The sequence below is a fragment of the Ruegeria haliotis genome (genome assembly GCF_013377785.1).
Lineage (GTDB): Bacteria > Pseudomonadota > Alphaproteobacteria > Rhodobacterales > Rhodobacteraceae > Ruegeria > Ruegeria haliotis.
The window spans coordinates 92,779-112,816 of record NZ_JABXWT010000013.1; the positions used below are offsets into that span (position 1 = coordinate 92,779).

The window sequence follows — 20,038 nt, forward strand, 5'->3', positions numbered from 1 at the left end:
AAAACGTTCAGCTTGGCTTCTCGTTCTCTTGCGCTTTGCGTTCTGCGTGGATGCCGGCCAGAGCTTCACGCAACATAGGTACGCGATTTGGCCGAAAGCTTTGATCTGTAACCAACATCTCCTGCATCCGATCAAGACGAAAGACACGGAAATCCTGCCTCAGGTGACACCAGCTTAGCAACACGCTCGAGCGATCCATGTAAACGATGCTGAGCGGATTCACTCGCCGACGTGTCGCGTCACCTTTTGCGTCGACATAAGAAAACTCAATCGCACGCTCATCCCAAGCGGCCTGGCGCAATGCGGCCACTTGGATCGTAGGAGTCGCTGGCCGTTCAAATCGCGTGGCCGCCAGAACAGCATGGCTTAACCTGTGTGACTGGCGCTGCGGCAATCGCCCCTGCAATTTGCGCAGCGCCGCACTTGCCGCATCTGACAGGGCAGGGTCACCGATCACCTGAACCTCGCGCAGGCCCAGAACCAATGCCTCAAGTTCATCATCGGTAAAGCCCAACGGCGGCAGCGTTGCGTCTTCGATGAGGGTAAAGCCAAACCCCGCCTCTCCGTCGATGACGGCACCAAGCTCACGCAAGGAATCGATATCCCTGTGGATCGTACGGGACGAGACGCCCAAATCCTGCGCCAATTGAACCGAAGTTTTGGGCGACGGGCCAGAGCGCAAAGCTTGCATGAGCTGGAACAGACGGGCGGTGCGGGACATAATGTAATCTAGATTACCCCTAATGACAGAAACTGTCATTAGCCGACAGTACTCATCTGACATCCCCAATGATGGAGCATCAGATGCTGACTCTTCTCACCTACCCCTCTGCCTTCGGTCTGTTCAGCGCCAGCCCGTTCTGCGTTAAAACCGCCTATATGCTGCAACGGTCCGGTCAGGCCTGGCAGCGATCCGACATGCTGGACCCCCGTAAAATGCCGCATCAGAAACTGCCGGTCCTGCGCACACCCGAACGGTTGGTGCCGGACAGTGATCTGATCCGCGATTGGCTGGAACAGCAGGGCATAGACTTCGATCAGGGTTTGACAGATATGCAAAAGGCCCAATCCCGCGCGCTTATCCGCATGGCCGAGGAACACCTGTATTTTCAGATCGTCCTTGATCGCTGGGACAATGACGAAGTCTGGCCGATCCTGCGTGACACATTCTTTACCGAAATTCCTGCATTGATTCGCAAGCCGGTCTCGAATTCAATCCGCAAATCCGTCCTGAAAGGATTGGACGCACAAGGTATCCGCCGTTTCACATTAGCAGAACGACTGGAGCGGGTTGAACGGGATCTCGAGGCGATTTCTGCCTACCTGTGGCAATCGCCTTACCTGCTTGGGGATCACCCGACCTCGGCCGATATGAGCGTCGGGCCAATGCTGGCGGCGATGCGGGCAACTCCCGCAGATACATCGCTGACCCGGCGCATCAAACAGGATAACCTGCTCAGCAGTTATGTGGATCGGATGGAAAAGGCGTTCCCTTTGACATGAGAGAATTTAATGACCCCAAAGTCGCTGCAGTCTTTGACGCGTTTTCACAGGACACGAAAACAGGTGTTTTGGCCCTGCGCGATTTGATCATCGACACGGCTGACCATCTGCCCGCTGCACAGCCGTTGCAAGAGGCTCTGCGGTGGGGTCAGCCGGCTTATCTGGCGCCAAAGGGGTCAACAATTCGGCTGGGCGAACACAAGTCCGCCCGGTTCGCACTCTTCGTCCACTGCCAAAGCCGCCTGATGGGTGATTTCACCTCAGCTTTTCCGGGCGAAGACCGGATTGACGGCAATCGCGCCATCCTGTTCGACCACCCGGACCAGATTGACGAAACACGCCATGGATGGCTGATCGCCCGGGCGCTGACCTATCACCTTTGACGGCGTTTGCGTTCGACCTTGCGTTTGATCTTGTCTTTCTTGCGTTTATGGCTGGCGGTCTTGCGTCGCGTCGAGCGTCCCGCCGGGCTTCGACCACGCGGCAAGGCCTGATCCTCAATTGACAGCAACTCCAGTTCCAGCCCGCCAGTGACGGGAGTTGCCTCGGTCAGCCGCACGGTGACACGTTGGCCAATGGCGATAGTCAGACCGGTGTCCGAGCCCATAAGCGTTCCAGCCTCGGCGTCAAAGTGAAAGAATTCGCGCCCCAGCGAGCGCACTGGCACCAGCCCATCGGCCCCGGTTTCATCCATCTTCACGAAAGCCCCAAATCGGGCGATACCACTGATCCGTCCCGCGAACTCATTACCGACCCGTTCGCTGAGATAAGCGGCCAGATAGCGATCCGTCGTATCCCGCTCAGCCATCATCGAACGCCGTTCCGTGTCCGAGATATGCGTGGCAGTTTCTTCCAGGCGATCGATCTCTTCTACACTCAACCCATCCTCGCCCCAGTTATGGGCGGTGATCAACGCGCGGTGCACAATCAGGTCGGCATAGCGACGAATGGGCGAGGTAAAATGCGCATAGTTGCGCAGCGCCAAGCCAAAATGGCCAAAATTCTCAGGGCTGTAATAGGCCTGCGCCATCGACCGCAACGTGCTGAGGTTGATCAGCTCGGCATCCTCGGTCCCGGCCGCAGCGTTCAGCAGCGCATTCAGGTGACGTGTCTGCAGCACCTGCCCCTTGGCCAGGTTAAGGCCAGCCGCCTGCGCCGTTTCCCGCAGGCTTTCCAGTTTCTCGGGTGCGGGTTCTTCGTGCACCCGGAACAACAGCGGGCGGCGTTTGGCGATCAGGGTTTCAGCAGCCGCGACATTGGCGAGGATCATGAACTCCTCGATCAGCTTATGCGCATCCAGCCGGTCGCGGAACGCAACACTTTCCACCTCGCCTGTCTCACTGAGGACAATCTTGCGTTCGGGCAGATCCAGATCCAGTGGCTGCCGTGCGGCTCTTGCCGTTTTCAACGCGGCGTAGGCAGCATAGAGCGGCTTCAGAACCGTCTCAAGCAATGGTCCGGTACGGTCGTTCGGATTGCCGTCAACGGCGTCCTGCACTTCGGCATAATGCAACGACGCCGCCGAGCGCATCAAACCGCGCACAAAGCGATGACCGATCTTGTTGCCATCTGCGTCGATCTGCATCCGAACGGCGACACAGGCGCGTGGCACGCCTTCATGCAGGGAACACAGATCGCCCGACAGCCGGTCGGGCAGCATCGGCACCACGCGATCCGGGAAGTAGCTGGAATTGCCCCGCTTGCGCGCCTCACGGTCCAGCGCGGTGCCGGGGGTCACATAAGCGGCAACATCAGCGATGGCGACCCAGATCACGTGCCCGCCGGGATTCTTGGGGTCCTCATCCGCATGGGCATAGCAGGCGTCATCATGATCACGCGCGTCTGACGGGTCGATGGTCAGCAGCGGCATGTCGCGCAGATCTTCACGCCCCTTCAGACCAGCAGGCTTGGCCCTGTCAGCCTCATCAATCACCTTGTCCGGAAAGTCATCCGGAATGCCATGCTGGTGGATCGCAATCAGCGACACCGCCTTTGGCGCGGACGGATCACCCAGACGTTCAACAATACGCGCACGGGGCAAGCCCATGCGGTTCTTGGGTCCGGCCTGTTCGGCCTCGACCAACTCGCCATCTTTAGCACCCAGTACGGCCCCGTCGGCAACCTGCCATTCGGTCTGACCAGCCTTGTCGATGGGAACGATCCGTCCTCCTTCGGCGCCTTTGCGGAATATCCCCACGATACGCTTCGGGTTGGACCCGATACGGCGGATCAGACGCGCCTCGTAGTTGTGATCTTCTTCATGCACCACTGTCAGGCGGGCCAGAATGCGGTCACCCTCGCCCAAGGCCGGATCGCTGGCGCGCGGAATGATCAGCACGATGGGCTCAACCCCTTCGCCGTGCCATTCCAACGGACGCGCGAACAGATCACCATCGGAATTGGGCGCTTTGACCTGCAATACACTGACAGGCGGCAGGCGATCAGGATCGCTATAGCTGCGCTTGCGCCTTTCCAGATGCCCTTCGGCCTCAAGTTCCTTGAGGATACGCTTCAGGTCGATCCGAGCGGCGCCCTTGATGCCAAAGGCCTTGGCAATGTCGCGTTTCGAGGTGAGAGTGGGGTTCGCCGAGATCCAGTCCAGGACCTCCTGCTTGGTGGGGATGCGTGTCATACCTTCGGCCTAGCACGGCGATGCGACCGCGTCATGACCAAAAACGGCGATGAGGGTCAGCTGTTCAGATCTGCAACTGTGTCCACATCGCGCAATTGGTCAATAAAAGCCACACGACATCCCGAAACTGAGGCCAGCGTATCAGCAAGCGCATGTTCTGTAGACCAACGCACATCGCGAAACATCCCCGATGGCAGCGCTCCATAGCGCTGAGCGCCGACCAGCCAATAGCCGCCATCTGGTGCAGGACCAAACACCATCTGGGATCGGCCCAGCGCCTCAAAAGCCCGGGCAATATGGCTCGGTGTAATACCGGGAATATCCGCTCCAATCAGGCAAACCGGCCCTTTTGGAGCGACGCGCAGCATCCGCCCCATGCGATCCCCCAAATCGCCGCGCCCTTGCGCCACGCGGGGCAGATCCGCTGGCCAGATTCGGCTACGCAACCCTTCCCGATCCGGCGACACTGCCAGCACAACCTGCCAACGCGAATCGCGCAGGCGGCGGATCAGCGACCGGGTCTGATGCCGGAACCACCACGCCGCACCAACCATGCCGATATCGCGCCCAAGCCGCGTTTTCACCCGACCCGGATGGGGTTCCTTAACCATGATGACCAGAGTGCGCTGCATGGATCAGGCGAAATAATCCGCCAAGATACGGGTGTAAATCGCCTTGAGTTGTTCGATATGCACCACTTCAACGCATTCGTCGACCTGATGCATCGTGCGACCCACCAAGCCGAACTCCACCACCGGGCAGTGGTTCTTCACGAACCTCGCATCCGACGTACCGCCGGTTGTGGACATGTCCGGCTGAATTCCAGTTTCGGCTTTGACAGCTTTTGCCACCAGTTCCGACAAGGGCCCCGGAGGCGTCAGGAAGCTTTCACCGGAAATCTTAATCTTAGTGTCGATTTCGACGCCATAGGTCTCTGCCACTTGGTTCGCCTCAGACTGCAGCCACTCGCTGAGACTCGCACCAGAATGCAGATCGTTGAACCGGATGTTCACTGCGCCGCTGCATTGGGCCGGGATGACATTTGTTGCGGTATTTCCGGTATCGATCGTCACAACCGCCAAAGTCGACGCATCAAAATGCGCGGTCCCTTGATCCAATTCGTGGCTAGCCAGCCGGTCCATAAGCCGTGCCATCGCGGGCAGCGGGTTTTTGGCGCGGTGAGGATAGGCTGAATGCCCCTGCACACCCGTTACGGTAAACCAAGCCGTCATCGAGCCACGTCGACCGATCTTCATCATCTCACCCATATGGTTCGGACACGTGGGCTCGCCCACCAGGCAGACAGACATACGCTCCTCTGTCTCTGCCATGTAGTCCAGCAAAGCCGTTGTGCCATCCAGCGCATCGCCTTCTTCATCGCCGGTGATCGTCAGAATGATTGCCCCGTCTGGTGGCGTGTCGTGCACCAGATCGATCGCTGCCGCTGCAAACGCTGCCACGCCAGATTTCATGTCTGTCGTCCCGCGCCCGTACATCACCCCATCCCGCATCTCGGCCCCGAATGGCGGCATGGTCCATGCGGCCTCATCCCCGATCGGAACAACGTCCGTATGACCGTTGAATCCAAAACTGCGCGCATGTCCTTTCGGCCCCCATCGGGCGAACAGATTGCTGACGCCACCGCGGTCCACGCGGGTACATTCGAACCCCGCATCCGACAGCAGCGCCTCAAGCAGCACCAAAGCCCCTCCCTCTTCGGGTGTGACCGATGGGCAACGGATCAGATCCGCCGTCAATTGAACTGGATCGGTCATTTGGGGCCTCTCAGAGTATGTTACGCTCGGGTTCGCGCACAGATTCAACGAATTGGCCGGATTGCCAACCCCAATCGGGAAAAATCATCATGCCAATTCCCTTACATCATGAATTGAAGCGCCAGGAAAACCTGAGGCTTGACCCCGCGACGACCTTGCCGTGCCACACACATTCGCGTTACAGGGCCGCGAAACAGGTGAATTGACCATGACGCGCGCTTTCTTCGCATTGATTTGCCTGACTTTCGCCGTTCTCGCACAGCAAAGCCAGGCCCAATCCCTAACGGTCACAACAGTGACCCGCCCCCCGTTTTCCTATGTCGAGGACGCGGTCGAGACCGGATTTTCGATGGATCTGCTTGCCGCTTTGGCCGGGTCTCTGAACTGGGATTACTCGGTCAATCGCGTCGATACATTTGCCGATATGCTGAATGCTGTGCAGGATGGGTCTGCGGATTTGGCGATTGCCAATATCTCGATCACCGCCTTGCGCGAAACGCAAATGGATTTCAGTCAACCTATCTTTGAGGCTGGGCTGCAGATCATGGTACCGTCGGACGCTGCGCGGCGGCCATCACTTCTGGGGGCCCTGCTGTCCCAAGAGCTGTTCATCGCCATCGGCCTTGCCTTTGCCATCCTTCTGGGTGGTGGCATGCTGATGTGGGGGTTCGAACGCCGCGCCCAACCCTATTTCGATCGCAACCTGAACGAAGCCTGGTTCCCATCGTTCTGGTGGGCGCTCAATCTGGTGGTGAATGGCGGCTTTGAGGAACGGATGCCGCGCACGCCATTTGGCCGGCTTTTGGGCGTTGTGCTGGTTGTCTCGTCCCTGTTCATCGTATCGGTGTTTACCGCCCGCATCACGTCGGTGATGACGGTGGATGCAATCACGGGCAACGTAAACTCTGTGAATGACCTATATGGCAAAAACGTCGGGACAATTTCGGAATCTACTGCTGCGAGCTTTCTGAATCGGCGTGAGATCGAATTCACCGGATATTCAGGGCTGAACGACGTGCTGGACGCGTTCAAAGCAAAAGATCTGGACGCGGTGGTCTTTGACGCACCCATCCTGTCCTACTTCACTGCACATGAAGGTCGCCGGATTGCAACCATGACAGGCGGGATATTCCTGCGGGAAAACTATGGCATCGCGTTCCCGACCGGGTCACCGCTGGTTGAGGACGTGAACCAAGCCCTGCTGGCGCTGCGCGAAGATGGCACCTATGATGAAATCTATCGCAAGTGGTTCGGATCGCGGAACTAGGCCTGTTCTTCGTCACCGAAAAACGGCGTCATCTGCGCCACGATCACCGCATTTTCATCCAGCGCCCGCTGCATCAACGCACGCTCATCAGGGTCGATATCATGACCCTGTGCCTCGCGTTCGGCCAGAGTGCCGTAACCCGTCACGTCCAGAGGCGCAGTATCTGCCTGTTTCAGGATAGCCACGGTTTCACGTACGGCTTCGGCCTCATCCACCCCGCTGGCAAAGCACATCAGGGCCGCGCCGGTCGCGCCTTTGGGCAGACCGTCTCCGTCTTTGCGACCAATCTGGACCAGAAGAGTATAGACTTGCTGGCGCGAGGGTTTCTTTTGCTTTTCCATGGACCCGGCCTTAGCCGCGTGACCCGCTTTGGTCAAGCGCCGCCCAATCCGAACCCAGTTAACGCTCGGCCGTGGCCAGTTTAATCGCCAGCGCGACAAAAATCAGACCAGACGCACGGTTCAACCAAATCTGAACAACAGGCGAGCCCTTCAGCAAGCTGCCCAGCGTACCCGCGGCAAAAGCGACCGCACCAAAGACACCAACGGTTGCAAGGAACATCAGCGCACCAAGCTGGTAGAACTGCCCTATGATCGGGCCGTTTTGCGGATCGACGAATTGCGGCAGGAAGGCCAGCATGAAGATCGTGACCTTGGGGTTGGCGATATTCATGATCAGCCCGCGCAGAAACAGTTTTCTCGAAGCAACACGCGGTATTTCTGCTCCGTCGAATTTAGTATCCTGCGCATTGAATGCCTTCCACGCGAGGTAAACCAGATAGGCAGCGCCTGCATATTTAAGGGCGGCGAAGGCGGTTTGTGAGGTCTGGAAAATCACGGCAACGCCAAGGGCTGCTGCTGTCGTGTGCACAATCAAACCTGATGCCAAACCTAAGGTCACGATCAATCCCGACATCCGGCCATAGAGGGCCGATTGAGTCATGACAAAGATGTTGTCCGGCCCCGGCACCGCAGCCAATGCAATCGCAACGCCCAAAAACAGGAATACGACATCCGCAGGGATCATGGCTTACCTCATTGGTTCTGATCGGGTATTTCTGCGAAATTCAACGCAGTTTGGCCAAAAAGGCTGCGATCCCGGAACGCAGCCCCTTCTTTCCTCAATTGGATAGGGATCAATCCCGCAGCAGCTCGTTGATGCCGGTTTTTGAGCGGGTCTTTTCGTCCACCCGTTTCACGATCACCGCGCAATAGAGGCTGACGTTGTTCTTGGACGGCATCGAGCCGGACACAACGACAGAATAAGGCGGAACCTCGCCATAGGTGACTTCGCCGGTTTCGCGATCAACGATCTTGGTGGACTTGCCGATATAGACGCCCATGCCCAAAACCGAGCCTTCGCGGACGATGCAGCCTTCGACCACTTCGGACCGGGCACCGATAAAACAGTTGTCCTCGATGATGGTCGGGCCAGCCTGCATAGGTTCCAGCACGCCGCCGATACCAACGCCGCCTGACAGGTGCACATTTTTGCCGATCTGGGCACAGGACCCGACAGTGGCCCAGGTGTCGACCATCGTGCCTTCGTCAACATAAGCGCCAAGGTTCACGAAAGACGGCATCAGAACCACGCCTGGCGCGACAAAGGCAGACTTGCGCACTACACAGTTGGGCACAGCACGGAAGCCAGCGGCGCGCCACTGGTTCTCACCCCAACCGGCGAACTTGCTGTCCACCTTGTCCCACCAGCCGCCGCCCTGCGGACCGCCCGACTGGATTTCCATGTCTTTGATGCGAAAGCCCAGCAGAACCGCTTTTTTGGCCCACTGGTTCACATGCCAATTGCCAGTCTCCTGCTTTTCCGCCACACGCAGAGAACCGCTGTCCAACGCGTTCAACGTGTCTTCGATCGCTTCACGCTGCTCGCCCGTGGTTGCGGGGGTGATCGTGTCGCGTGCCTCCCAGGCGGCTTCGATGGCGGTTTCCAGTTGCGCATTGGACATGGGGTGTCTCCCTACAGAATCTGTTCACGTTGATTTGGCCTATACGCAAGGTGAACCCACGGCGCAATGCGACGTAGATGGGTCAGTTTGCGGCTGCAACGGAAAGTAATCAGCTTGCACGCCGGATATGGCGGGTCAGAATTGCCGTGGCCACTGCCGCATCCTTGCGTTTCAGGGCCTGAACAATGGCCGCATGATCCGTATCCACACGTTGCATCCATTTCGGACGCCAATGCGCAAACAAGTGACGCGCGCTGGCGATATGCAGATCATCAATTGCATGCAGAAGACGCGGCAATCCGCAGGGCGTCAGGATAGCGCGGTGAAAGGCACGGTTCCGCGCCTCCCATTGCGGCATGGTTTGCGCCTCATCACAGGCGATCCGAGCGTCATCGGCCAACTTCAATACCGCCGGCGACATATTCTGCACCGAATGCTGCAACGCCAGAGGCTCCAACGCCACCCGCATCTCGATCACTTCGCGCACCTCGGCCGGGTCCAGTGCGGTAACACGCATCCCCCGGCGCGGTTCGCTGTGGGCAAGACCGTGCGCTTCGAGCCGCAACAGCGCCTCACGCACCGGCACGTGGCTGGTCTCAAAAGCACGCGCGATATGATCCTGCCGCAGCTTTTCACCTGCACCCAGTCCGCCGGTGATGATTTGCTGGCTCAGGTCTTCGTAAATGGTGTCGGCAATTGTCGCGTTCATAGATTATAGATAAAAACGATAACCCATTTCCACAAGGCAATAATTCACCCTGCAAGCGGGTCTGGCGCAATGTTTCCCCCACACACCAATACCGCCACCCGCTCGCCCGGGTCTGGCTGATATGCGCCCGACATCAAAGCCGCCAAAGCGGTTGCACCTGCCGGTTCGACCAGAATGCGATGCGCTTGCCATAACGTCTGTTGCGCGGCTGCAATAGCCTCATCGGGGACCAGGACCGAGTTCACTCCCTGCGCCAGATCAAAGCAAATCCGTCCTATCTGACGCGCACCCAGCGCATTGGCGGCGATACCGGATACGGACACATCCACCGGCTCCCCGGCGCCCAAAGCAGCGTGCAGTGCGCATGAGGTTTCAGGCTCGACCGCGACGACTTTGCGCGCGCCCTGAAACCACGCCAACGCCCCGGCGATCAACCCGCCGCCGCCTACCGCAATCAGGACGGTATCGGCCTGCAATCCCTGTGCATCCCATTCGGCAAAACAGGTGCCCTGCCCAGCCACGGTCGCTGGCGCGTCATAGGCGTGGATCTGCATCGCGCCGGTTTCTTCCTCATGGATACGCGCCATGGTCAGTGCGTTGGCGTATTCTCCGGAAACGACACTCAGATCCGCGCCAATCTGTTCGATCAGGGCGATCTTGGACGGGCCTGCCAGCTCGGGTACGAAAATCTTGGCGGGATGGTCCAGCGCCCGCGCCGCAAAGGCCGCAGCCGCGCCGTGATTGCCACCGGATGCCGCCACAACGCCCGCCTGCGGCACTTCCATGCTCAGAAGGGTATTAAACGCCCCACGCGCCTTGAAGCTGCCGGTGTGTTGCATATGCTCCAGCTTCATCTCGACCGGATAATCCAATCCAACCACGCGACTTTCCATAACCGGCGTCACCTGCGCGTGACCCGCGATGCGATCTGCTGCGGCCTTAATTTCCGATTTCCAATTCATTCTTGTCTTTCCGTGACTGGCACTCTGCCTGCGAACCCTATAGCTGTTTGGAAAACACGCAAGCAGGGATCGTTTACCCATGAGAGAAGACCGCCTCAGCCCCTTTCGCGACGCGCAGACCGACCGTTCAACCGCGAGCGAAGTGCCGGATACACCGCAAACCCGTTCGCCCGCCTATCGTCTTGCCTTTGCGGACGAGGACTTCCTGTGCCGGGATGAGTTGCGCCCGGTGCGCTTGCAGCTGGAATTGCTGAAACCCGAGATGATCATGACCGAGCGTGAAATCACCTCGACCATCGTGATGTTCGGCGGCGCGCGCATTCCAGAGCCGTCGCAGAAACACACCGCACGGACGGAAACGCTGGCCGGGCTGTCCGCGTATTACGACGAAGCGCGCGAGTTTGCGCGACTGATGACCGAGAAATCAAATGAAACCGGCTGCCGCGAAAACGTGATCGTCACTGGCGGTGGCCCCGGCGTAATGGAAGCCGGAAACCGTGGCGCGCAGGATGCGGGCGGCTGTTCCATTGGCCTGAATATCGTGCTGCCACACGAGCAAGCACCGAACCTATACGTGACGCCGGACCTCAGCTTTAACTTCCACTATTTCGCCATTCGGAAAATGCATTTCCTGATGCGCGCACGCGCCATCACCATCTTTCCCGGTGGCTTTGGCACCATGGATGAACTGTTCGAATCCCTGACCCTGATCCAGACCGGCCGGATGGAGCGTGTGCCCTTCCTGCTGTTCGGCCGCGCGTTCTGGGAAAAGGTCATCAACTGGGAGGCATTGGCAGACGCGGGCACCATATCGGACGAGGATTTGGACCTGTTCCGCTTTGTCGACACCGCGCAAGAAGCGGTCGAGATCATCGAAAACTGGGAGCCCGCGCCCCCACGCGACGAAATTCCGGGGCGCTGAGCAATGACGAGCCCAAAGGCTGGAGAGATGCTTCACCTGCGCGGCAATGCTCTGGGCAAGGGTGACCCCGTGGCGTTGCCATTGACCCAAAGCAGCATGTTCCACCTGCCCGGAGCACCGGACGGTCATGCCACCTATGGGCGTGTCGACAACCCTACTTGGGTTCATCTGGAGCATGTTCTGTCCCATCTGGAAGATGCGCCGTGCCTGAGTTTCCCGTCCGGAATGGGTGCGATTTCTGCGGCGTTGTTCGCAACTGTCACAGCCGGATCGCGCATCCTGATTCCGTCTGACGGGTACTATGTCACGCGCCTGTTGGCGGATCGGTTCTTGTCCCAGCTTGGCGTATCCGTCGAGGAACGCGCGACAACCGAATTCACCGATGGCGGGTTCGACGGCTTTGATGTGGTTTTTGTGGAAAGCCCCTCGAATCCCGGTCTGGATATGATCGATCTTGCCGCGGTCGCTCGCGACGTTCGCGCGGCTGGTGGTATCACCATTGCCGACAATACAACGCTGACACCTTTAGGACAGCGACCACTGGATCTGGGGATCGACGTCGTTGTCGCCTCGGACACCAAGGCAATGGGTGGTCATTCCGATCTGCTGATGGGTCACGTGGCCAGCCGCAATGATCAGGTCATGGAGCGGGTCGAAGAATGGCGGCGGGTGTCCGGCGCGATCCCCGGCCCGCATGAGGCCTGGCTGCTGCATCGCGGATTAGAGACGCTGGATGTGCGGTTCGACCGTATGTGCGGTTCGGCACAAATTCTGGCCGAACGGCTGACGGCGCATGACGCTGTGAAACAGATCCGCTATCCCGGCCTGCCTGACGATCCAACTTACGCTCTGGCGCAAGCTCAAACCGCGCGCTTTGGCTTCCTGCTATCAATCACGCTGGAAGATGAGGCCAAGGCCGAACAGTTCATCAACACCTGCCCATTGCTGCGCCCCGCCACGTCTTTTGGCGGCGTTCACAGCTCGGCCGAGCGACGTGCGCGCTGGGGAGACGACGTCGACCCCGCCTTTATCCGCCTGTCTGTCGGGTGCGAGCCGGTGGAAGAACTGTGGCAGGCGATCGAGGCCAGCCTGAACGCGCTGTAACTATTTCTTAGGCTCGCGCAGCTCTTTGAACACGTAGATCGGCAGAACAACACTGGCGATCAACGCCCCCAGCCAAACCAGCAATGTAGCGGCGAGAAGGTTGGAAATACCGCCAACAGTCAGCCCAGAAGTGATCAGGTCGGTCGCCAGCAGACCCACAAACGTCACCACCAGCGCGATTCCCCCCTTCAATGCAGGCATGTTCTTTTCACCAATTTTCAGGATGAGGGGTTCTGCAATCACCTGAATCACGGTGAAGACGATCACCACCACGATGAACGAGATCGGCTTGATCGCAAACCCGGACAGAAGCAGCGAAGCAAGCAACAACCCAATTGCATTACCAGCCAGCAGGGCCAAAGCGGATTTTATTCTGCGCGACATGAGACGATCTCCGTCAATTAACAGTTCGATACATGCAGATGTTATCAGATCAGCGGGAATTGGCGAGATATTTCAAATGCCTCTTCCTTTTGACCGGTTGAAATCGCATGATAAAACATATTCATAAAGATCAGATCTGCCCCACGACCTGCGAGAGTGAGATGAGCGACGATCCCTATTCAGCCCTCGGCGTTTCCAAAGATGCCAGCGCTGCCGATATCAAAAAAGCCTATCGGCGCATTGCCAAGGAATGCCACCCCGATCTCAAACCCGGCGACGCTGAGGCCGAAGAAAAATTCAAGGCCGCCGCCGCCGCCTACGATCTGTTGAAAGACCCCGAGACCCGCGCGCGTTATGACAACGGCGAGATTGACGCCTCGGGTCAGGAGCGTCCGCAACAACAGTATTACCGCGACTATGCAGAAGCTGCCGGGAACCCCTATCGCTCGGGTGCTACCCATGGCGATCCGGACGATATGTCCGACATTTTTGCCGAATTCATGCGGGGGCGTGGTGGTTACGATCAGCAACGCACCCATCAGTTTCACGCACCCGGTCACAACCTCAACTACTCGCTGCAGATCAGCTTTCTGGATGCGGTATTTGGGGCCAGCCAGAAACTGACTCTGCCCGATGGTGACCGGATCGAGGTGAAAATCCCCGCCGGCATCACCAATGGTCAAACCATACGGCTGCGCGGTAAAGGCGCACCGGGTTACGGCGAAGGCCCCGCAGGGGATGCGTTGGTCACGGTTTCAGTCGCAGATCATCCCGTGTTTGACCGTCAGGGAGACGACATCCACATCACGCTGCCCGTCACGATTGACGAGGCGATCCTCGGCGGCAAGGTTGCTGCCCCAACAATCGACGGCGGTGTGAATGTCAGCGTCCCAGCAGGCACCAGCAGCGGCAAGACCCTGCGCCTGCGTGGCAAAGGCGTCAAGAAACGCGGATCGTCAGAACGCGGCGATCAACTGATCGAATTGACCGTCGCCATGCCCGACAAAATCGATGACGAGTTAAAGCAATTCATGGAGACTTGGCGCGAAACACACCGCTATGATCCACGCAAAGGAATGTCGTCATGACCCGCACGCTGACAGAAGAGGAACTGGTCGCAACCATTGCCCGTCTGACATCTGATCGTTTGACAGAGTACCTTGCCGCAGAAATCGTGATCCCCGAGCAATCGGAACAGGGTTTGGTGTATCAACGACTGGACGTCGCCCGGCTGGAGCTGGCTTGCGAGCTGCACGACCAATACGACATGGAGGCGGATGCGCTGTCGATGATGATCTCATTGATCGATCAGATGCATTGTCTGCGCGCCGAGTTACGCGAGGTTCTGAATGCGGTCGAAGCACAACCTGACCCCGTGCGGGAGAGACTGGTCGAAGTGATCGGCACAGCGCGGTTCAGTCGCAGCTAGGCCTTCGTGTCATAGCGGGTTTGCCCTTCTGGACTCGGTGAAACTGTCTTAGAAGGCGGCATTGATCCAGAGCCCGGTGTGCCCATGACCCAATCCAGATCCGAATTGCTGATGCCTGCGGGCAATCTGCGCAAATTGAAACTTGCGATCCTTTACGGGGCGGATGCGGTGTATCTTGGCACGCCGGACATGTCGCTGCGCACCAAATCCGAGTTCTCGCTGAAAGACGTGATCGAAGGCGTTGAATTCTGCCACCAGCACGGGCGGCGCGCCTATCTGACGCTGAACCTGTTTTCGCACAACAAAGACATCCCGAAGCTGGACGAATACATCGACACAGTGCGCAAGGTGCAGCCCGACGGCCTGATCATCGCCGACCCCGGCGTCTTCCAATATGTCCGCGAGCGCGCACCAGAACTGCCGCTGCATATCTCGACCCAGGCCAATATCTGCTCTTGGCTGTCCGTGAAGTTCTGGCAGGATCAGGGCGCTGAACTGGTGGTTCTGGCCCGCGAAGTCTCATACCCTGAACTGGTGGAAATCCGCGAGAAGTGCCCCGACATAAAGTTGGAGGCGTTTGTTCACGGCGCCATGTGCATGACCTATTCGGGCCGATGTTTGCTGTCGAATTTTATGGCCGAGCGTGGCGCCAATCAGGGCAATTGTGCCAATTCCTGCCGCTGGAACTATGGCGTGAAACTACGGCTGAAGGACGGCACACATCAGGAACTGCGTATCACTGAAGAAAACGCCGACCTGTTCGAGTTTCTGCTGGAAGAAGGCTGCCGCCCCGGCGAGTTGATGCCCATCGAAGAGGACGATCGTGGCTCGTACATTCTGAATTCCCGCGATCTGTGCATTATGCCGAAGTTGGATGAATATCTGAAGATCGGCGTCGACAGTCTCAAGGTCGAAGGGCGCGGCAAGTCGGAATATTACGCCGCCATCGTCGCCCGAGCCTATCGCATGGCCATCGATGATTATCACGCGGACCCCGAGAACTGGGATCCAAAGCCTTATATGCGCGAACTCGAGACAGTCGGCAACCGGGGCTATACGCTGGCCTTTCACGAAGGCCGGTTAACCAACTACGCCCATGATTACGAGCACACCGCCGCAATCGCCCAGTGGGAATATGCGGGGCTGGTGACCGAAGTGACCGAAGACGCCTTTCTGGTTGAGGTAAAGAACAAACTGGAACCGGGCGACGTGCTGGATTTTGTCTCACCCATCGCACGCGAAACGGTTCTGCTGCGGGTTTACGATTTTGAACGTGCCTCGGACGGCGCGCGGCTGGATGTGGTGCATGGCAGCACGAAAACCGTCATCCGCCTGCCCTTTACCCTGTTCGACCACGAAGACCCTGATGATCTGCGCGCCCGTTTCCCTGCCTTTTCCGTCCTGCGCAAAGAACGCGCGCTGACCGACGAACACTGGAGCCGTATCCGCTTTGACAAGCTGGTGCAGGGGCTGGAAACCTCAGGGCACAAAAACCCGACAGCCTATGCCCGACGGCGCGATGATCTGGTCGAGAAAATCGGCAAAGACGGCAATGAACGCCGCTTCAAAACCAACCGGATCGGCACCGATGGCTGCTGCGGCAAGGGGTGCAACGGGTGCCTGATCTTCTGGCAAGATGAAAAATACACTGCAGCGCGCCAGGTTCTGTCCAGACGCAAACAGGGTGAGCAGCTGAGCCGGGCCGAAGCAACGGCCCTGAAACTGCCCGATCAGGCAGTCTGACGATCAGTTTTTGACCTGATATTCCTCGGGCACGTAAAAGGTATAATCGCGATCAGCGACAGCCTCATGGCAAACATGGCAATAGGCGACCGCCGACGCGCGAAAGCCCGTCGTGTCACCAAACAACGACCCGTCCGGCATGACCATGATGTAACGCCAGTCCGCGGTCTCGGGGCTGGCACCTGCGGATAACTTCTGCATCACGAACAAGGCGCCGGGATAAATCTTGCCCTCATCGGTGACGGTCATGCTGTCCTTGGCCAAAACCGAACCCATCGGCAACACCTCACCCTCTTGCAGGGTTGCGTAGTTATGCGCCATGCGATTGGCATAGCTGTTCACATAGCGCTGACCATGGGTCGCAGAGATATAGGGCGCATCATTGAACAGCGGCCAGCTTTGATAGTTCAGGATAATGTCCAACTGCGCCGTGCCATAACCACGCGCCATGCGCCGGGTCAGCGCCTGGTAGTGCTGTTGTGCCTCGTCCTTGGACAGATCAGCCGGGTTTTCAATGGCCAGATGCGCATCCTGATCGTCAGCCAAAGCCATGCCACCAATAGCCAAAAGCCCAAACGCAATCGCCATTGCATTTCGGATTTTCTGCTGAAAGTTCATACTCATAATGCTGACCCACCTGAAAATCGTTCGCCTAAGCGCCGCATACCGGGGCGAGAATAATAATAGCGGCCGTAAAATAACTTGCCAGAACTGACCCGGTAATCTCACTGCCTTGTGCATAAAATTGAGAGTCCGCACCCGGGGCCAGACAGGTCAAAACATAGCAAATCGAGCATGTAAAATACAGCGGTTGAAACATTAATAATGCGACCACAACCATAGCGATTCAGAAAAGAAATTAAATCGCCAGCCTTCAACGCGCTTTCCGGTCCTCGGGCATTGAAAGTCAGTGACGTTTCTTGAAACTCAAAATTGCCAGATCGGTCGGGCTAGCCGTTCATTCCCGCCTCGGCCTCGATCTGCTTGCGCGATTTGCGGGCGCGTTCGGTGGCTGATTTCAGTTGACCGCACGCCGCCATGATATCCTCACCCCGCGTTTTGCGAATGGGTGACGCATACCCGGCCTGATGGATGATATCCGCAAAGGCCCGGATTCGATTGTTCGAGCTGCGCTTGTACGGCGCGCCGGGCCATTCGTTGAACGGGATCAGGTTGATCTTGGCCGGAATCTTGTGACGTTTGATATGGTCGATCAGACGATGCGCATCTTCGTCACTGTCATTCACCCCATTCAACATCACATACTCAAAGGTGATCCGCTCGGAATTTGATACCTTGGGATAGCTGGCCAACGCCTGAAGCAATTCTTCGATGTTCCAGCGTTTGTTGATCGGCACCAAAAAGTCGCGGGTCTCGTCTGTGGTTGCGTGGAACGAGATTGCCAGTAGGCAGCCGATTTCCTGTGCCGTACGGGCAATTTCGGGCACAACGCCCGAAGTGGACAGCGTGATGCGACGGCGTGACAGGGAAATCCCTTCGGGGTCCATCGCGATCTTCATCGCGTCACGGACATTTTCAAAGTTGTACAACGGCTCGCCCATGCCCATCAGAACGATGTTCGACAACAGGCGGGTGTCATCCTTGCGCGTGCCCGGTACAGGCCATTCGTCAAGATCGTCGCGTGCCATCATCACCTGACCGACGATTTCCGCAGCCGTCAGATTACGCACCAGCTTTTGCGTGCCGGTGTGACAGAACGAACAGGTCAGCGTGCACCCGACCTGAGACGAAATGCACAGCGTGCCCCGGTCATCCTCGGGGATGTAGACAACCTCGACCTCATGTCCGCCGGCAATGCGGACCAGATACTTGCGGGTTCCGTCCTCGGAGATCTGACGGGTTACGACTTCGGGGATTTCAACGACAAAATTCTCAGCCAGCTGGGCGCGATAGGCTTTGGCCAGATTGGTCATCTCGGCAAAGTCGCGCACGCCCCATTGATAGATCCACTGCCATATCTGGCCGGTCCGCATCTTGGCCTGTTTTTCTGGCGTGCCATGTTCGATCAGCACTTCGCGCAGACGGTCGCGGGTCAGACCGACGAGGTTGATTTTCCCCTCGGGCAGTTTCCGGGGGATTGTCATGACATCCTGGGTGATCGGCGCTTTGGCTGACATTGGTTTTTCTCAGAGATTCCGGGTTGGGATGCGCCTCTATATAGGAACGCGCGCAAAGATCAAAAGGAATCGTACCAATCAATCTGCAAAGCGCAGCAACTCATCCACACGCGTACGCCCCAAATTGACCCTGCAGGATGTAATCGCAATACCGGTCCCGGACCCGCCGCCGAACGAGGCGCCGACCGCCGCGCATTGCGCGTCACGGTATCCAACCCATGCGGTCTGCGCCGCCTCCAGCGCCGGTTGCGCTTCGGTGCGTCCGGTTACACCATCCAGTTCTGCGGCCGTTTGCATGGCAAAACCAAAGCTCTCTTCCAGCGCGGCATTGACCCGCTCTTCCATCTGCGCAACGCAGGAGCCGATTTCGACCTGTGAACTTGCGCCGGAACATTCCAATGCCGGGTCTGCCAGTGCAGCCGCTGGAAACAAAAGGATAAGTACTGCCCTGCGCATGGTCCGTGTCCCCTGTTGGTGGCGTGACGTGTAACCTTGGCGTAACACAGTTTTATCACCGGCCCAATTCAAACCCAGCCGCAACGGCTGCGCCACTGCGGCTGGAACTACGGTTCAACACATTGACCTGAAGGAGTTGGCTAGTTCACTGCCGGCGGAACGTAGCAATCTGCCGCATCCAGTGTCTTGACCGGGTCTTCCGGGCCACATTGTTCGCCAGTGATCGGATAGCTCTCGCTACTTTTTTCACATGCGCTCAGCACTGCTGCGGATATCAGCAATAAAACGGCAAGAGATTTGTTCAGCATTTGACTGGCTCCTTCTATACTCCTGAACCGATTAGTTCAGACGCTGAAGAAAAACGCCTTGATACGGATCAAATGCTCAGGCGGACGTGGCGTAAGGGCGGCATCGCGACAACATGGACGATCCGTCACAACAAAAAAGCCCCGCCTGATGACGGGGCTGTGTGTGTCTGGGCGATAACGCTTAGTTAGTGCAGCGTTTCTCGGCGTCCTCAATTGCTGCGGTAAAGCCCAGCAATGAGAATGTGTCTTTGGTTTGCGTCCCACGCTCGGACCTGGCCGTCAGAACGGCTTCGGTGCCCCGCTTCATGGCGGTGACGATCTTGGAATCATCCGCAGCGGTTGCGGGCCACGCCCACTCACCTTCGGTGAACAGCTCGAACTCGTTGCCATCAACCGTCAGATTCACGGTTGATCCCGGCGCAAAGGGATAGCCACCAGTGAACGTGAGCTGCCCTTTGACCTCGGCGTTGGGGCGGTAGAACACGAACAACAGAATGTCACTGCGCCGCACCGACACGACGCGGCCCCCGCGCGTGTTCACGGTTTCCTTTGGCGCCGACACACTCCAGCATTCGGTGGGATCGTCTTCGACAAAAACGCTCCAATCGGTTTTTGCCGCCACGCGATTGGTGCTTGTCGCCTGTTGAGCGATTGCAGTTGTGGCCAGCCCCGCCACACACAGGCCCGCGATTACGCGAACAAGCTTTGATCCCATTTGTCCAGCCTCCTAGCTCGACCCATAC

23 protein-coding genes are annotated in these 20,038 nt (G+C 58.0%); 8 read left to right on the forward strand and 15 right to left on the reverse strand.

Annotation, left to right across the window (positions count from 1 at the left end; translation table 11 throughout):
• Positions 1-7 precede the first annotated feature (7 nt).
• Positions 8-721, reverse strand: a complete 714-nt coding sequence (locus HW561_RS17915) for a helix-turn-helix transcriptional regulator (protein WP_176866738.1) — start codon at positions 719-721, stop codon at positions 8-10.
• 83 nt (positions 722-804) lie between these two features.
• Here HW561_RS17915 and HW561_RS17920 point away from each other — a divergent pair, with 83 nt between their 5' ends.
• Together HW561_RS17920 and HW561_RS17925 are read left to right on the forward strand one after the other, a co-directional pair.
• Positions 805-1,503 (forward strand): glutathione S-transferase family protein, encoded by a 699-nt coding sequence (locus tag HW561_RS17920; RefSeq protein WP_176866739.1) that lies wholly within the window; start codon positions 805-807, stop codon positions 1,501-1,503.
• Positions 1,500-1,886: a DUF1801 domain-containing protein gene (locus HW561_RS17925; protein WP_176866740.1), complete on the forward strand. Its 387-nt coding sequence runs from the start codon at positions 1,500-1,502 to the stop codon at positions 1,884-1,886. Before HW561_RS17920 ends, HW561_RS17925 begins: the two co-directional genes overlap by 4 nt.
• On the opposite strand, the gene rnr is transcribed toward HW561_RS17925, so the two are convergent.
• From rnr to dapE, 3 genes are read right to left on the reverse strand one after another with little or no spacing between them, the layout of a single operon-like run.
• Positions 1,877-4,135, reverse strand: coding sequence for a ribonuclease R (gene rnr / locus HW561_RS17930; RefSeq protein WP_176866741.1), 2,259 nt, complete (start codon positions 4,133-4,135; stop codon positions 1,877-1,879). The two genes, HW561_RS17925 and rnr, sit on opposite strands and share 10 nt — an antisense overlap.
• A 56-nt stretch (positions 4,136-4,191) precedes the next feature.
• A complete protein-coding gene (locus HW561_RS17935; RefSeq protein ID WP_176866742.1) occupies positions 4,192-4,767 on the reverse strand; it encodes a TIGR04282 family arsenosugar biosynthesis glycosyltransferase in 576 nt (191 codons plus the stop codon).
• A 3-nt stretch (positions 4,768-4,770) separates the two neighbouring features.
• Entirely contained in the window at positions 4,771-5,910 is a 1,140-nt protein-coding gene (gene dapE, locus HW561_RS17940) for a succinyl-diaminopimelate desuccinylase (protein ID WP_176866743.1), read from the reverse strand.
• Positions 5,911-6,118: 208 nt separating this feature from the next.
• Here dapE and HW561_RS17945 point away from each other — a divergent pair, with 208 nt between their 5' ends.
• Positions 6,119-7,177 (forward strand): transporter substrate-binding domain-containing protein, encoded by a 1,059-nt coding sequence (locus HW561_RS17945; RefSeq protein ID WP_176866744.1) that lies wholly within the window; start codon positions 6,119-6,121, stop codon positions 7,175-7,177.
• Here the strand turns inward: HW561_RS17945 and HW561_RS17950 are convergent.
• The 5 genes from HW561_RS17950 to HW561_RS17970 form a co-directional block, all read right to left on the reverse strand.
• Positions 7,174-7,518: a hypothetical protein gene (locus tag HW561_RS17950; RefSeq protein ID WP_176866745.1), complete on the reverse strand. Its 345-nt coding sequence runs from the start codon at positions 7,516-7,518 to the stop codon at positions 7,174-7,176. The genes HW561_RS17945 and HW561_RS17950 overlap by 4 nt on opposite strands.
• Before the next feature lie 58 nt (positions 7,519-7,576).
• Positions 7,577-8,203 carry a LysE family translocator gene (locus HW561_RS17955; protein ID WP_176866746.1) on the reverse strand — a complete coding sequence of 209 codons (627 nt, stop codon included), beginning with the start codon at positions 8,201-8,203 and terminating at the stop codon, positions 7,577-7,579.
• A 109-nt stretch (positions 8,204-8,312) separates the two neighbouring features.
• Positions 8,313-9,140, reverse strand: a complete 828-nt coding sequence (gene dapD, locus HW561_RS17960) for a 2,3,4,5-tetrahydropyridine-2,6-dicarboxylate N-succinyltransferase (protein ID WP_176866747.1) — start codon at positions 9,138-9,140, stop codon at positions 8,313-8,315.
• A gap of 109 nt (positions 9,141-9,249) precedes the next feature.
• Positions 9,250-9,849 carry a GntR family transcriptional regulator gene (locus HW561_RS17965; RefSeq protein WP_176866748.1) on the reverse strand — a complete coding sequence of 200 codons (600 nt, stop codon included), beginning with the start codon at positions 9,847-9,849 and terminating at the stop codon, positions 9,250-9,252.
• A 44-nt stretch (positions 9,850-9,893) separates the two neighbouring features.
• Positions 9,894-10,811, reverse strand: a complete 918-nt coding sequence (locus tag HW561_RS17970; protein ID WP_176866749.1) for a threonine/serine dehydratase — start codon at positions 10,809-10,811, stop codon at positions 9,894-9,896.
• 79 nt (positions 10,812-10,890) lie between these two features.
• Here HW561_RS17970 and HW561_RS17975 point away from each other — a divergent pair, with 79 nt between their 5' ends.
• Together HW561_RS17975 and HW561_RS17980 are read left to right on the forward strand one after the other, a co-directional pair.
• On the forward strand, positions 10,891-11,733 hold the full coding sequence (locus HW561_RS17975; RefSeq protein ID WP_176866750.1) for an LOG family protein: 843 nt from the start codon (positions 10,891-10,893) through the stop codon (positions 11,731-11,733).
• A gap of 3 nt (positions 11,734-11,736) precedes the next feature.
• Positions 11,737-12,837 carry a cystathionine gamma-lyase gene (locus HW561_RS17980; protein WP_176866751.1) on the forward strand — a complete coding sequence of 367 codons (1,101 nt, stop codon included), beginning with the start codon at positions 11,737-11,739 and terminating at the stop codon, positions 12,835-12,837.
• On the opposite strand, the gene HW561_RS17985 is transcribed toward HW561_RS17980, so the two are convergent.
• Positions 12,838-13,221 carry a hypothetical protein gene (locus HW561_RS17985; RefSeq protein ID WP_176866752.1) on the reverse strand — a complete coding sequence of 128 codons (384 nt, stop codon included), beginning with the start codon at positions 13,219-13,221 and terminating at the stop codon, positions 12,838-12,840. It abuts the gene before it with no gap.
• Positions 13,222-13,382: 161 nt separating this feature from the next.
• Between HW561_RS17985 and HW561_RS17990 the strand changes: the two genes are divergently transcribed.
• The 3 genes from HW561_RS17990 (at position 13,383) to HW561_RS18000 (ending at position 16,393) form a co-directional block, all read left to right on the forward strand.
• Positions 13,383-14,309 (forward strand): DnaJ C-terminal domain-containing protein, encoded by a 927-nt coding sequence (locus HW561_RS17990; RefSeq protein WP_176866753.1) that lies wholly within the window; start codon positions 13,383-13,385, stop codon positions 14,307-14,309.
• Positions 14,306-14,650 (forward strand): hypothetical protein, encoded by a 345-nt coding sequence (locus HW561_RS17995; protein ID WP_176866754.1) that lies wholly within the window; start codon positions 14,306-14,308, stop codon positions 14,648-14,650. The genes HW561_RS17990 and HW561_RS17995 overlap by 4 nt, the downstream gene beginning before the upstream one ends.
• Positions 14,651-14,734: 84 nt before the next feature.
• A complete protein-coding gene (locus HW561_RS18000; protein ID WP_176866755.1) occupies positions 14,735-16,393 on the forward strand; it encodes a U32 family peptidase in 1,659 nt (552 codons plus the stop codon).
• Between the two features lie 3 nt (positions 16,394-16,396).
• Here HW561_RS18000 and HW561_RS18005 read toward each other — a convergent pair whose 3' ends face one another.
• The 5 genes from HW561_RS18005 to HW561_RS18025 form a co-directional block, all read right to left on the reverse strand.
• Positions 16,397-17,017, reverse strand: a complete 621-nt coding sequence (locus HW561_RS18005; RefSeq protein WP_176866756.1) for a cytochrome P460 family protein — start codon at positions 17,015-17,017, stop codon at positions 16,397-16,399.
• Between the two features lie 326 nt (positions 17,018-17,343).
• Positions 17,344-18,531 carry a 23S rRNA (adenine(2503)-C(2))-methyltransferase RlmN gene (gene rlmN / locus HW561_RS18010; RefSeq protein ID WP_176866757.1) on the reverse strand — a complete coding sequence of 396 codons (1,188 nt, stop codon included), beginning with the start codon at positions 18,529-18,531 and terminating at the stop codon, positions 17,344-17,346.
• Positions 18,532-18,609: 78 nt separating this feature from the next.
• Positions 18,610-18,987 (reverse strand): lysozyme inhibitor LprI family protein, encoded by a 378-nt coding sequence (locus HW561_RS18015; protein WP_176866758.1) that lies wholly within the window; start codon positions 18,985-18,987, stop codon positions 18,610-18,612.
• Positions 18,988-19,127: 140 nt separating this feature from the next.
• Positions 19,128-19,295: a hypothetical protein gene (locus HW561_RS18020; RefSeq protein ID WP_176866759.1), complete on the reverse strand. Its 168-nt coding sequence runs from the start codon at positions 19,293-19,295 to the stop codon at positions 19,128-19,130.
• Positions 19,296-19,476: 181 nt separating this feature from the next.
• Positions 19,477-20,010 (reverse strand): invasion associated locus B family protein, encoded by a 534-nt coding sequence (locus HW561_RS18025; protein WP_176866760.1) that lies wholly within the window; start codon positions 20,008-20,010, stop codon positions 19,477-19,479.
• Positions 20,011-20,038 lie beyond the last annotated feature (28 nt).